This is a genomic window from Novosphingobium sp. P6W (assembly GCF_000876675.2).
GTDB lineage: Bacteria > Pseudomonadota > Alphaproteobacteria > Sphingomonadales > Sphingomonadaceae > Novosphingobium.
This window is the reverse complement of record NZ_CP030353.1, coordinates 902509-916841: the sequence shown is the minus strand read 5'-3', so window position 1 is coordinate 916841 and position 14333 is coordinate 902509. Positions and strand designations below refer to the sequence as shown.

Sequence of the window (14333 nt, the reverse complement as noted above, 5' to 3'; positions counted from 1 at the left end):
CGGCTTCTGGGACTTTGCGCTCGGTCCGCTTCGGAGTGTTACGGATCAGATAGCGGACATTCGATGGAATTAACATGTTCCTTGAAACCTGCCTTTCGTTCACAATGAAAGGTATTAACGCCCATTCGACCCGCGTCGGCCTCAATCAGGATCGGTTCGTGGTGGGCGAGGATCTCGCCGGGATCATGAATGCGCTGCGCTGGAAATCGCCACGTATGCCACGGGCGTACAACCGCGACCTGGCCGGTGCTGTCGGCCGGCTCATGGGGAACATGGAATGACGGGCAGGTGGAGCGCTGGCGAGACCGTTACTGGCGATGACGCTCGCAGGCTAGTCGCGGACCAGATCGAACAGCACAGCGCCGGGTTACATGCCGCGCTTGCAAAGTTTGATCGGCAGTCGGCCTTCTCCGCCTGGTTTGAGACGATCCGAGCCGTTGAGGAGCTCATTAATCTTCCACGTTTCGGTCTGAAAGAGCCTTGGCTCTGGGAAGCGCTCCTGGATTTGCCGGTCGACATGAGGCGTGAGCCACGCAGATTTCGCGTCCTGCACCACTATATTGCCTACCAGTTTGGGGAGGCATTCGCCCGCAGACTGACGAGCCTGCTTCTGCAGACGATGGCCGTCGGAATGGCATTTGCCTCACACAGGATTGAGTCGACCCGAGGCGCGTTCCAGTCGATTGGGTCGGCGATCGACTATTTCCAATCGCGACGCCGGCACCTGGTCTCGCTCCTCTACACCCTGCCGGGAGTGGCAAGCGGTCAGCAGTCAGTTCCCCAGATCGATACGCTAAACCAGTTTCTGCCCCTGGTCGAAATCAACGGTGCGACGCTTACAGGCCTCTATCAGAAAGCGATGCTGGCAGAGGTGTTTAAGGACTACACCTTGCACTTCAGGGACAACGACTTCTGCGGATCTCATGAGTTTCCCATGCTCGACCGGATGCATCTAGAGCCCGAAAGAACGTCGATCATCGACATGCAACAGATTGACCCGGCGACTGCCGAGGCGGCTAACCTCGAGCCTGTATCCTCAGCCCGCCTCTTCTCCGCGGCCGAGCTTCGGAACGATATCCGGCTTATGGAGACTGCCTACGCCGAGTTTGATCTCGCTAGGTCCGAATTCCGGTTTGCGGCCCTTTTCGCCCGCCACATCGCTGATCTCGCCGAAGATGACTATTGGGTCAGGTTCTCGCGGCGCAAGTTCGAGCGTATCGCGTCTGCGCTGCGCCTTCCGCAAACTCTCCGGCAGGCCCTGATCCATCGGCCGGGGAGCTATACCGAAAACACCAACAGCTATGCGCCGCTGATCGAGATCGATGGACAACTGACAGGCACCGTCGCTCTGCTGAGCCGCTTCCTCTACTACTGGCGCAACGTCTGTCTGTATAAAAATAGGCGCTATCAGATCAGATCGGGGTACATCTTCGAAAAAGCGGTGTCGGAGGAGCTCGAGCAGCAGGGATTCTCCCTGACGCCGGTCAAGCGCATCAACCACAAGGAGTTCGATGTCATCACGATCCGGGAGGGCATCATTTTTAATATTCAGTGCAAAAACAACATGGTGGACGTCACCAAGCTCGAAGCCGACGTTCGCCTGTTCGCCCGATACAACCGCGCGCGGTCGGCGAGCTACGAACGGGCGCTCCGAAAGGAAGTGAACCGTGAGAGCCTTCTCCTGAAAGAACTCGGCCTGGCACGGGTTGAGCATCTTGTGGTGAGCCGCTTTCCCGTCGCAACCGATAACCCCCGCGTCATCTCGTATAGCCGGATCGGAGACATCGGGCCGATCGCGGCGGCGTTGGCACGCCACCAGATCTGATCTCTCGGACACTCCAGGATCTGTAATCACATCATGGCGCACGTGAGCGTTGAAGGCCGTGATCTTAGAGTTACATTCGCTCCCACCGGTGCCCTCCGAAACTTTGGTTGTGGCGCCATCCCAAGCTGGACCGATGTTCGTGACCAAATGGACGAAGACGCTCGAAAATGATCCGATCGCACAGGCGATCCTGACACCGGCGCGCCTTTACCGCGCCGACGAGGCCACAACGACTGCGCCGCGTAAGCCAGGCCTCTATGGCTGGTACTTCGATGTGATCCCGGCCGGTATCGTTGCAGCTGACTGCCATCGGCAGGGGGCGTGGACGCTGCTCTACTGCGGCATCTCCCCGAAAAGGCCAACGACCAACGGTCGCCCGCCGAGCCAGTCCCATGTCCACCAGCGCCTGCGGGCCCATTTTGGCGGAAACGCTGCTGGCTCGACGCTGCGCCTGACCCTTGGCTGCCTGCTCGAAACTGAAATCGGCACGATCCTGCGGCGCGTTGGGGCGACTGGTCGTCTCACCTTCACCAATCCTGGTGAACAGCTGCTCGACCGCTGGCTGTATGCCCACGCGCGAATCGTCTGGGTCGAGCATCCGACCCCCTGGGAAGCAGAACATGCTTTGCTGGCAAGCGGCCTACCGTTGCCCCTGAACATCGAGGGCAATCCATGCGCAGCATTCACGGCACCGCTGTCGGCGTTGCGCAGTGCCGCCAAGCGGCGGGCGGAAGGAATGCCATTAATCGGTGACAGCGGTGGTCCCCGCCGCGCGCCGAAGCAGGTGCAGGGATGAGTAGTGATGTTTTCTGCTGCTACGCGTGCGTCGGCGACGCATTTCTGAAGGCGAGGATCAAGGCTGAAGGGGGGACAGAGACCTGCGAGCAGTGCGGTGAAGATCGGGAATCTGTCTCTGAATTCGACCTTGGCCAATGGATCGAGGAGGCGCTGGAAGCGCATTTCGAGCCCGGCGACGGTGATGATATCCCCTCAATTATCGAAGACATTGCAGGGCTGCAGCCCGAGTTCGCGCAGCAAATCGCGGACGAGCTTGGATCGCTTGCCGGGTATGTCGCGAGCGGTGGCGAAACCTTTTATGATTCCGATGAAGGCTATGTCGCCATCCAGAATCCGTCAGGCGTTCGCGATCGCCAGTGGGAGACCTTCAGCCTATCGGTGAGATCGCGGGCTCGTTTCTTCAACAGAGAGGCGGAAGAGTGGCTTGCCAAGATCTTCGGGCCCCTGTCGGAGGACAGGACGTGGCGCGGCGAGGCTGTCATCAAGACCTGCGATATCGGCACCGGTTTCTATCGCGCGCGTCATGTACCCACGGAAGCGAAAGCCTATATAATCTTGCGTTCGCCGGCTGCGCAGCTTGGACCCTTGCCGAACGGCGCGGGTTCGGCCGGGCGCATGAACGCCGCTGGGGTGTCGGTCTTTTACGGTGCATTCGACGTCGAGACATGCGTGGCGGAGATCAGGCCGCCAGTAGGCTCGACTGTCGTCTCGGCACGCTTTGAGCTCCAGCGTCCGCTGCAACTCCTCGACTTTGATCTACTCGAGATGGTGATCGCAAAGGCCAGTCATTTCGATCCAGACTACGCGATGAAGATGGAGCGTGCGCTGTTCCTTCGCGCTTTTGGCAGGCGCATCGCTGAGCCGGTGATGCCGGGGGAAGAAGGGTTCGGCTATCTGGCGACCCAGATCATTGCCGATTATCTGGCCCAGCGTGCCGACCCTCTGCTGGATGGGATGATCTATCGCTCGACTCAGACCGGAGGCAAAGGCCGCAACGTTGTCCTCTTCAATCACGCCTCGCGTGTCATCGGCGACCCTAAGCCTGCCCCAAGTATAGGACCTGCAGTGGTCGATACAAGGCCGGAAACGCTGGCGCTGGTATCTGATAGCATAGAAATCACCGATATCCGGGCGGTCACATATGATCAGCTGCGTCGATCGGTCGAGATCTGGGAGATCGAGCTCGAGGACCGCGAGCATTACCCCGATTGAAATCGCGGCAGTTGGCTTACAACGTAGTCTGCCTCAGCGCATCCGATTGTCATAGTGTTCCCAGAGTTCCTCGTCGGAAACCTGAATGATCGCGGTGATCTGCAAGGGCGGGATCGGATCGTAGAAGACCAGCGCTGCGCCCTCCTCGAAGGCCTCTGTGTCGCTGTCGCCGGTTGCGAGCCACCACGCTAGCGCCTCGATCAATTCGCCGATCAAATTGGGCTCGTCGCCTAATTCACCGCGGGGGTTTGCAGCCCTTAGGGCAGCCTCGCCCCTCAACCGAATCTGCACGAGAGATCCAATACCGCGACGGCGATTCTGCTCATGGCAAATCTCGCTATCGAGGAGGTAGTTTGCAACATGGTGGTCGAACTCCGACCCCTCGACAAGATAGTGATTGCATCCGCGAACGAGGCCGCTGCGCGATAGCAACGCGAATACCATACCCTCACGCACTCCGCCCGAACGGCCCACGAACGCGATCGCCTCAGGAACGCGATGGGCGATCTCAGGCCAGCGTGGATGGTCACCTAAGAAAGCCTCGATTGCCGGGATGCGATCAGCCGTGGACATCAGTTTGAGGCCCTCCCGCAATATGGACAAGCGCTGTGCCTCGTTGATACGCGTGCCGTGATAGACGAGCACGTCCTGATCAGTGATCCAAGCGCGCACTCCCTCTATCAGTGCGTGTTTGTCGACCAGCTCGTACAGCGCAATGCGGGCATCATTGGGACCCGCCGGCTCTGTGCCTGCGATCGCTTCGCCAACGCACTGGGGCAGGATGTGGCCGAGATGGGCGGCTAAACTCGGCAGCCAAGCTGCACCATTGTCGAACTCGACCGTGATTCTACCGCTTCCCATCATTCCCAATCTCGGCACCCTGGCGGTTTGTCGTCAAGCGCGATCAGCCATTTTCCAGCGGCTCAATCCATTGATTGGCATCGATCTCCGCCTGGTCGAGAACGATCCGCAACCGGCTGACCTCAACCAGAAGCTGCGGGATCTCCCCACCATTCACCGCCGAATGCGAAACATCGATGAAGTTGACATCGCCGAAGCGGATTTCGTCAACGAGGTTGGCAGCCGCTTCCGCCATGTCGGTGCCTAGAGCCGTCGTCACCGAGGCAAGTTCGGCCCGCCCGCTTACTAACTGTGCTTCCAGCGCAGCACGCGTCTCGACTTCCGCAGTCGCACGACCCTCGATCCCGAGCCCAAGTCGGTCCATCGACTGCAATGAAGCAGCGGATGCTGCGATGGAGTCAAATGTGGAGGACGCGATCGGCATGTATGCCGAAATGCCGAGACGCGGGGCCCATTTGGAAGCGTCCTCGAAGAGGTTGACCATCGTGCTGTAGCCCGCCTTCCCCCAAGTCGGCGCGAGGCGGCCGCCGATAACGGGAATTGCTGTGAGCTTCACATATTCGTGCGCGGCTGCGCGGGCCGCGTTCGCCGCAATCTCGAAGCTCTCGAGGTCCTCGAGCCGATCGATCGAAATCAGCACCACCATCTCGCTTGGCGGCCACGGAATGATCGCGTCTGGTGCCCCGAGCGCGCGAACCTCCGCCGTGATACCCTGATTGGCCAGTGCATCCTTCAGCTCGTTCGCGAACCGTGCGCGCGCAGCACCTATTGTCGCAGCGATGCGCGTGCCAAGGAGACGCAGTGCGTTGTTCGGCCGGGCTTTCCCGAGCAAAGCGCGATGCTTCACGCGGGGGTGCTCCGCCGCTTCTGCCACATCGCCGGTAATATTTCTGATTGTGACCATCATCTCCCGCAACCTGCCGAGCGATGCTGGAACGCCACCGATTAGATGCCATGCTTCGTTCGCGCCGGCCTCGTCGATATTCTCTATCAGCCCATTGATCCGGCTGATGGACGCCACGGCCCCACCTGGCAGTTGGCGGAAATCGCGGATCACCTCGGTACTTGCAGCGAACAGCACATTCTGGAGCGGAGTGACGTGGATGCCTCGAGTGTTGTTCGCCCCGCCTACCGCTGCGACGTTGGGCGGCGTCAGTTCGCGAGCGGCGCCATGAACGGCGTTCGTGGCAACGAGCACGGCGTCTGTCACGTTCTTGCCGATCAGAATGGTGTCAATGACACGCTGCAACGCTGGCACCAGTCGGTCGAGTAGCTGCGCAGCCGAGGCGAGGTAGGCTGTCTGACTCGGCGACCCGATCCGCGCGCCGATAGCGTCTCCCCACAGCCTGTTCCATGCCGGCAGCGCAGCCGGCGGTAGGTTGGCGCGAGGTATCCGCTTCTCGGCAAGATTGTGACCAGAGAAGCTGGCTTTCTCACCATTCGGAAGAATCGCAGACGACGCGGCGATCTCGGATCTCGGGGAGAGGGCGAGGCCGGCCTCGCAGAGCCGCACGACCTCGTCATTGGCGTTCTCCGTTCCGGGAAGGCCAAGCTGGTAGTGATCGACACGAATTAAGGTGCCTTCAAGCACTTCCTCAAACACTGGTTGGACCGCCCACGGAATCGACACCGGGATGCGAGCGGCCAGTGGCTCTGCTCCGGCAGCATCGACCCAGGCAGTCGCTCGCTCGCGGTCGATAGCGGCCATAGAGCCCAGCAGCCGCACCACAGGTTCGAACGGTGCCTCAAGCAGGTCGGCTGGTGCCGACGTCAGCGCATTCCCGAGTTTCGGGTGCAGCGGCAGGCCCATCAGGGCTGACAGTAATTGATCCAGCCCAACAACATCGGCCGCAGAGGCAACCATTGTCAAGACTGTGGCGTCGGGCAAAGCCTCCAGCAAAGCCGTGCGCGGATCGTCCGCATAGTCCGCGCGGAGCGCGGCGAGCTGCGCACCAGCCTCCGTTGCGCGGGCCATGTTTTCGTTGATGTCGGCAAGCGAGGTGTCGGCATAACTCAGCATCATCGCCGTGCCGATCTGCGTTCTGGGAAGCGCCTCAACCTCCGGAGTTCCCAGCCACTGGTCGACCGCCGATGAAATCCGAACAGTTCCCAATCCGCGCAAGGCGGCCGACAGCGTGGCGATATCCGGACTTTGCTCGATAAGGCTGGCGATTATGCTGACGGCGTCCGCCGTCGCGAACTCACGACGCCGAACTGCGTCAGCAATCAGTGGCTCGATCTCTGTCGCGGGCATCGAGCGCACGGCCTGAGTGAACGTGTCAGCGACGAACGGCGGTGGATCCCGGTGCGTCAATCTGAAGAGCTCCGCAGAGCGAAGCTGGTGAAGGCCGGTGAGACGACTATCACCACCGTCGCGCACGAGATGCTCCTCGACCAAACGCTTTAGGCCACGAGCGATTTCGTCCGCGGATACCGCGAGGACCGCCGGCAGTCGTCGCACGTCGACCGCCGCACCCGCTGCCCCAGCAAGTGCGACGATCCGCAAGATCGCGAGCTCCGTAGCCCGATCCCGATCACGAAGTCGGGCATCGACTTGCTCGCTTAAGGTCTGTTCGAAGCGCTCCCCGGCACTCAGGATGTGCGTATATTCAAGGACGAGGCCTTTGCTTAGCGCCCAGGGCTCGCGCCACCCGGTCCACTGGGTTTTCCCGGTCCGTTTGAGCTCGTCGTAGATCCGTTTGGCCAAGTCCTTATCGGGCTCGGCTCGGACCTCTGCCGTTCGCGTGCGACCTTCGAGAAGGAAAAGGTCCTCTTCGCGGATGGAGCCTAGGAGCAGGGTCCCCGGGATCGTGGCGAACTCGCGTGTGAGCGCATCCCATCCTTCCGTGCCTCGTCGTCCGATATCGTCCACGACGAAGCCGACCGGCGCGTCGGCGCTGGCGCGCAGCGCGCGGAGCAGGCGCCGCAAGGCCGGGAAATCGCGCTGCTCGATACGCAGCAGTCCAAACCATCGTACCGTGTGACGAAGACTGTACGCGGTCCGCCACATGATGGCCGACTTGCCGGCGCCCGATGGTCCAACAACCACCGCAGCGCGGCGCGACTCAAGCCCTCGCGCCATGTCTGCCTCCGGCTCGACACGCGGCACGACCAATCCTGCGGCGACGTGGCCGGCCTGAACATCCACGCCAAGATAGAATTCGGAATCGTCGAGCGGCGTCAGGAAATCGACGGGCTCGCAGGCGCCGTCGGTGATCGCCTGTTCGATCGCGTCGATGTCGACCGTCTCGAGTGTGGCGGTGATGAGGCGTTCTGTGTCGCTTGCGGAGAGCCCCCGATAGTCCCGTGACTTCAGTCTGCCATTCTGGTTCGACAAACTGCCGATCTCCACGAGCAGCTGGGCGAAACAAATCTGCGCCGCCAGCGGCGTGCAGTCCGTCTTCTCGGCGATCGTCACGATGGCCGCCTCATGTGGTTCCGGAATGTGCTGGATCGTCGTCTTGGAGAGCAGGGCCCCTCCACGCGCGCCGCCGGGCAACATGGATTTCAGGCGCGCGTTGGGAACGATCTTGAAGTCGGCTTCGACCGCGTGGTCCACGATCGGCCGCTCCAGGATCAACTCGAGCGTCCCCGGGCTTGGAGTGAACTTATCGTGACGGATCCACAGATCCTTCACATAGTCCCGCGCCGTGGCGATGGGCGTATTACCCATGTGCTCGCGACGGCTTTTTACCTGGACCAGCCCGCTTCCCTTGGCGCCCCTGCGCTCGATGTCGTCGTTGCCCTCGGGAATGATTGAAGTCGGCTCATCGATCCCCGCCCAGACGCGCACCGCCAGCCATGCGGCTACGGCATCCTGGAAGCGGAAGCCGCGTCCGGCATTGGAGCCATGGCGATCATGGGAGGAAGGGCCCGTCATCGGAATCGAATAGGTTGCGGGGGCGGAGCAGTCGAGTGGTTGTTCCGGTTCGATCCTGATCTTTCTACCGGAAATTCTATGTCATCCCCAGATACGGAGCTAAGTACGCAGCGAACTAGACCGACGGGCGACAGGGCGGGGCATGCATATCGAACTGTTGGAAGCAAAAGCGATCGCGCGCCGATTGAAGGCACTCATCGAAAAGCACGACAGCATTTCGATGGCTGTCGCATGGGGTGACCTGACCGGGATCGCCGAAACACTTGTCGTCAACCAGGCCAAGTTCGGCTCGGTGCTGTTCGGACTCGACTTCTGTGCGACTGATCCCGACCTCATCGACGAACTGGTCGATGTGCCCAACGCCTTCGTCGCGAAGAGGCATTCGGGGTGCTTCCATCCTAAGATCTTCTACTTCGAGACCGGCTCCAAGGCCGAAGCGATCGTCGGCAGCGCCAACTTCACCAGGGGCGGCCTCGGCAATAATCTCGAAGCCAGCGTCCACGTCAAAGGCGACGCCGGCGACGTCTTCTTCGGGCAGGTTAGGGCCCAACTTGAAAGCTACGAGACGCTTTATCGACCGATCGACCAACGACTGGCCGACAGCTACCGGCGCCAAGCTAAGGTCGCCAGCAAGGCGAAAAGGCCAAAGAGCCCGGTGTTACCCGACGACGAGGGAGACGATTGGGGGCGCTACAACGCGCCGCTCGCGATCATGCCTTGGAAAGAGTTTGTCCGGTTGGTCCGGGAAAACCCTCGGCCACTCAAGAAGCGAATGGGCCTTATCCGCGAGGTCCAGAAGATGTTCGTCAGGACGGCATCCTTCGCAGACCTCTCGGTCGCCGAATGGAAGGCCGTGGCCGGCCTTCTCGGAAAGGCCGAAGCGGCGAATGCTGAGCTCGGCGGTTTCGAATGGGGTTGGTTCGGGTCGATGAGCCGCGCCACCGAGTTCTCCAAAGCCATAGGCCTTCAGGCGCCGGCAATCGCGCAAGCCTTGGATCTCGTACCCACGCGCGGCGACGTCACTCGTGCCCAATTCGACGACTATGTCGACATCTTCAAGCGCGCACTCCCGACATCCGTCACGAGCAACCCGATCGCGACCGCGACGCGCATGCTCGCGATGAAGCGTCCAGACTTCTTTGTCTGCGTCGACGCCGGAAACAAATCGGCCCTCGCCGAAGCACTCGCGTTTGCGCCGACCACCATCAGCCTAGACAAATATTGGGAGCGGATCATCGAGCCGATCCAGCAGGCGCCTTGGTACAATGAGCTGCGCCCTGCGGGCCGGAACAGGGAGCTATGGGATGCGCGCTTCGCCATGCTCGATGCCATTTACTATAAGCCCGTCGGTTTACTATAAGCCCGTCGGCAAAGCCGCTCAATCTGCGGCCGCGCCAAGGACGCCAGTGTGAAGAGTATGACCCATGGCTGACGATACATACCCATGGTCGGGCGATTTCAACGATCTCAACCCAGACGATCAGCGCGCCGTCGCGCAGCTCGTCGTCAGAGGGAAGGCTGTCGATGGTACGGTCGATGACCTCTTCGCGCGCCTTAGGCGGACTCGATGTGTTGCCCTCATCCGCGAGAAGGACGGTGATCGGATCGTTGCCGCTGCAGCGTGGAAGCGGCCGGGCGCTGCCTATCGTCAGAGCAAATTCAAGGAGGCCAGCGCTCCGATTGCGGGGTTCGAGGCGGCACCCGAACTCGGCTATGTCGTAAGGGCCGCCGACATGCAGGGCAGGCAGCTCTCCAGTGACCTGATCGACGCCATCGTCCAGCACATCACCGAGCCGACCTTCGCCACTACTAGCAGCAACACTATCCGCAATCATCTCGAGCGCGCCGGTTTCGAGCGTGTCGGTTGCGATTTTCCCGGTAACAACGGCATGCTCTCGCTTTGGACTATCACGCCCGGACCGGCCTTGTCGTTTATGCCCGGCATCCTATGACTTAGCAAGTTTCCCTCGCCTATTCCTAACACTTGCCTCTTTACGCCAAGGGGACTGACCTTCGGTAGTAAATCAACCTTTCATTTAACCGGCGCACTGGCCACGTTAGGAGGGGTGCATGTTTACCGTAGAAGCCGATGAGATCAAAGACTTTACCGGCGACGAGCTCGCCGAGCTGCTTCGCCGACTTATCTATGCCGAAGCCCGAAAGGCCGGCGTTCCTCTACGCGGTGTTCATGTCCCGCTTCAGATCACGGTCGCCGATGGCGGCGTGGATGGAAGCATCATCTGGGCGGGTGGTGCCGCCTCGACGGATTACTTCCCTTGTCGCGATATCATCTTCCAATGCAAGGCCAAGGATAAGGGCAACGTCCAGTGGGAGTATGAAGTCTGGACCAAACCGAGCCAGGCCAAGACTGTTGCAGTCAAGGTCCTGAACGACGCCGTCCGGGATGTCCTCGCTCGCGGCGGCAGCTATATCGGCATCACGACGACCGCCCTTCCCGGCAATAGGCCCGCCGATCGCGCCAAGGCGATCAAGAAGGGCATTACGACCGCTGGCGGTAACCCTGCTGTTCTGACCGCAGTCGATGTCTACGACGGTAACAAGCTCGCCGATTGGGCCAGTGCCCATCCCGGCGTCGCTGTTTGGATCAAGCAACGCAATGCCACGATCGAGCTGTCTGGTTTTTCGACCCTCGAACAGTGGGGTAAGCGCACCGAGAACGCTGCGCCTGCCTTCGTCGATAGCCCCGACCGGAAATTCTCGCTCGGCCCCTACGATGCCAACGCAATCGACTTCTCGCAGCTCGCCGCTCGGCTCGCCGATGATCTGGATGAGCCCCATAGTTCCGCTCGCGTCTGGGGCGCATCCGGCATCGGCAAGACCCGCGCGCTGTACCACGCGCTTTCGACCACGACCGGTCTGCTGAGCGGCATCACCGCCGCGAATTTTATCTTCTGCGATTACAACGAGGTCACCTCCCGGCTCTGGGACGTGGCAAACCAGATCGTGAAGGAAGGTTCCGTCACAGTGCTTGTCGTCGACGGCTGCCCGCTTCGCGAGGCCCGCCGTCTCAACGACATCGCACGCGGCGAAGGCAGCGAACTGCGCGTGATCACCGTCGGCGCCGACGGAGTCGATCATGACGAAGATTGCGTCATGATCCGCCCGACTCCGGCCGATAGGTCGACCATCCGGGGCATTCTCAAGGCGGGGTTGCCCAAGAAGAAGGCGGACGAACTCGAATATCTCGCCGAGTTCTGTGACGGCTTCCCGCGCATCGCGGTGTCCTTCACCAAAAGCTATGGGACGACGGGCATCCGTAAGTCCGCCGATTCCGTCGCCCAGCAAATTCTCGATGGTGCCAAGGCGGAGCCCGCTACCGTCCGCGCTCTCGAAGGGCTTTCGCTCTTCAGCCAGCTCTCGCCAGACGAACATCCTCACGCCTTCAACGAAATTGCAGAGACGCTCGTCCATATGAAGGGCGAGCTGATGTATGAGAACCTCGTCATCGCCGCCGGCCAGCATCTTGTCGCCCGTAGTTACGGCACGATGACTGCGCAGCCTCGCCCGATCGCCGACTTTCTTGCGCTGCGCCGCCTCGACTATCTGCGCCCCTCGACCCTGATCGACTTCTTAGGAGACTCGCTCCCCCATCACCGCAAAGCCATGCTGGCCCGGTGGCGCTACCTCACCCGCTCGCAAACCCTCAGCGACGTGATTCAAAGCCTGCTGCGCGGCTCCTTCGCCGACAAAGCCATCATCAATCCTGCCGTCGCGGAGTATCTGCCGGCCTTCGCCCATGTCGAACCCAACCGCATGGCGAACGCCCTTTTCTTTGCAATCCGGGATATGTCGCTCGATGATCTTGCCGATGTCGAAGTGACCGCCGAACTGGTCGATACGCTTCGCCTGCTCGCCGGACGGCAGGACAGTTTTTGGCCCGCCGCGCAGACGATCCTGCGCCTCGCCGCGGTCGCCGATACCGAGGGTTCGCAGCCGATCGTCAATCTTCTGCGGCAGATTTTCCAGGTCGCGCTCGCCGGCACGCAGGCCGACGATCGCCGAGGCCGCGAGGCTCTGGAACAGGCGCTCGAAGAGGACGATCCGCGCATTCGCCGCGCAGGCGTCGAAGCTCTTGGCGCGATGATCCAGACCTATCTTTCGCGCTCGGAAGATTTCGAGCAGGTCGGCGCCGAACCCTATCAGCCCGAATGGGCGCCGCCCGACAACGGCACCATGTATGCTTATTTCAACTGGGCACTCGAGCGCCTGCGCGAGGTCTGGGGCAAGGACGTTTCGTTGCGACCTGCGATTGAAGAACATGTCGCGGGCGACCTTCGCAATCTGCTCATGCCCGAGCTACTGCCGACACTCGAAGCCTTCATACATGACGTCGTCGCCGCGTCAGGTCACTATCTCGCCGCCACCAAAAGCATCGGCGATTGGCTCTATTTTGACAGCCCTGAGACCCCCACCAATTTCTCCGGCGCGGTCCGCGCCCTGTACGATGAAACCATGCCCAAGGATCCCGTCGACCTGGTGCTCCTCTATAGCCGGTTCTGGGTTTCCGACATTCACGATCCCGACCGGCGATACGCCCAAGATCACGACAATCCCGACTTCGAATATGGCGCGCGGCGCGCCGCGGCGCTGGCCGCCGGCATCGCCGCCGATCCCGATCAGCGCGCACGAGCGATCCGGGCGATGGCCAGCCAGGAACTGAACTCTCCTCATCCCTTCGCGCATGCACTGGCCGAACATCTGCCCGATCCGCTCGAGGCGTTCGAGCAGGCTGTCTCGGTCCTCGACGCCACCGGCCGAGCAGGCGCCAACTTTGTCGGCGCGCTCCTTTCCGCGCTCGATCGTCGGCTCGCCAATGAACCTGACCAGGTCGCCAAGCTTGAGGCCATCGCCAACCGGTCGACGGTGCTCAGTGCCAATCGCATGTATATCGCGACCTCGCTCCGCGTCACTGACGTGCGCCTCGATGGGCTCACCGAAGAGCTCAGTCAGAAGCTGGTCACACCTGCGCAGACCGTCGTTATCTCATACGGCAGGGGTCTCGCTGATGTTTCGCCCGAGGCACTAAGCCGATTTATCCGCGCTCTTGTCGACCGTGGCGACGAAGGTGGTGCGTGGGCTGCCCTCGAAATCCTCTCGATGGTCACTCACGCCGCCAAGGCTTTGGCGCCCGATATGATCGAGCTGGTGAAGCTCGCCTTGCTCGCTCCATCGATTGCCGATGGCGTTGAAGGCAACGCGTCGAACGCGGACTATAACTACGATCGAATGCTCCGACTGGTCGACGCTGCGGGCGCGATTGATGCCAACTTCGCGCGCGCCTTCGGTGCCCAGATCGAGCATGCCTGTCGCACGACCGGAGGTCGTGGCGGACGCAGCTCGGACGCACTACGTGGCGCCCTCCCGATCGTCATCCAGCGCGCACCCACTGAAGTATGGCCGGTCCTCGCAGGCTTCTACGAGATAGCCACCCGCGTCGAGCGTGAGCGCTTGAACACGATAATTTCGGCCACGAAGCTCTTTGCTTACGATGTCTCGCGTACCGGCGCCGGCGCGTTGTTCGGTACGCCGTATGGCGCTGCTTGAAATGCACCGTGCGATCCTCAACCAGTATCCGGTCAATGATCTCGGTGAACTCCGCAAGCTTGCGGCTGTAGCTCCTACCCGACCGCCCGTGCTGCGGCGGTTCCGGAAAGGTCAGCATCTTGTCCACCGTCTTGCGGTTGACGCCAAAATAACGCGCAGCACCCCGACGGCTCATCCCGTCGATCATCACCG

Annotated in this window: 8 protein-coding genes and 1 pseudogene; 7 read left to right on the top strand and 2 right to left on the bottom strand. The window is 61.3% G+C overall.

All coding sequences use genetic code 11. From position 1 onward, the window contains the following. Positions 1 to 92: 92 nt before the first annotated feature. The 4 genes and pseudogenes from TQ38_RS20430 to TQ38_RS20415 form a co-directional block, all read left to right on the top strand. Positions 93 to 281, top strand: a pseudogene (locus TQ38_RS20430) (integrase); the annotation flags it as partial. Beyond that, the gene (locus TQ38_RS20425) at positions 278 to 1825 is read left to right on the top strand and encodes a hypothetical protein (RefSeq protein WP_043977310.1); all 1548 of its coding nucleotides are present in this window, start codon (positions 278 to 280) and stop codon (positions 1823 to 1825) included. The pseudogene TQ38_RS20430 and the gene TQ38_RS20425, both read left to right, overlap by 4 nt. 133 nt (positions 1826 to 1958) lie before the next feature. After that, positions 1959 to 2621, top strand: coding sequence for a GIY-YIG nuclease family protein (locus tag TQ38_RS20420; protein WP_052505838.1), 663 nt, complete (start codon positions 1959 to 1961; stop codon positions 2619 to 2621). Beyond that, positions 2618 to 3835, top strand: coding sequence for an RES domain-containing protein (locus tag TQ38_RS20415; RefSeq protein WP_052505837.1), 1218 nt, complete (start codon positions 2618 to 2620; stop codon positions 3833 to 3835). Before TQ38_RS20420 ends, TQ38_RS20415 begins: the two co-directional genes overlap by 4 nt. A gap of 33 nt (positions 3836 to 3868) precedes the next feature. Here the strand turns inward: TQ38_RS20415 and TQ38_RS20410 are convergent, their stop codons facing one another. After that, entirely contained in the window at positions 3869 to 4699 is an 831-nt protein-coding gene (locus tag TQ38_RS20410; RefSeq protein WP_043977309.1) for a hypothetical protein, read from the bottom strand. Between the two features lie 40 nt (positions 4700 to 4739). Further along, entirely contained in the window at positions 4740 to 8576 is a 3837-nt protein-coding gene (locus TQ38_RS20405; RefSeq protein WP_052505836.1) for a hypothetical protein, read from the bottom strand. A gap of 142 nt (positions 8577 to 8718) precedes the next feature. Between TQ38_RS20405 and TQ38_RS20400 the strand changes: the two genes are divergently transcribed. The 3 genes from TQ38_RS20400 to TQ38_RS20390 all read left to right on the top strand — a co-directional run bounded on the left by TQ38_RS20400 (position 8719) and on the right by TQ38_RS20390 (position 14141). Next, positions 8719 to 9936: a phospholipase D family protein gene (locus TQ38_RS20400; protein ID WP_043977306.1), complete on the top strand. Its 1218-nt coding sequence runs from the start codon at positions 8719 to 8721 to the stop codon at positions 9934 to 9936. Between the two features lie 64 nt (positions 9937 to 10000). After that, a complete protein-coding gene (locus tag TQ38_RS20395; RefSeq protein WP_043977303.1) occupies positions 10001 to 10528 on the top strand; it encodes a hypothetical protein in 528 nt (175 codons plus the stop codon). 118 nt (positions 10529 to 10646) lie between these two features. Next, positions 10647 to 14141 (top strand): hypothetical protein, encoded by a 3495-nt coding sequence (locus TQ38_RS20390; RefSeq protein ID WP_043977300.1) that lies wholly within the window; start codon positions 10647 to 10649, stop codon positions 14139 to 14141. The last annotated feature ends 192 nt before the right edge of the window (positions 14142 to 14333 follow it).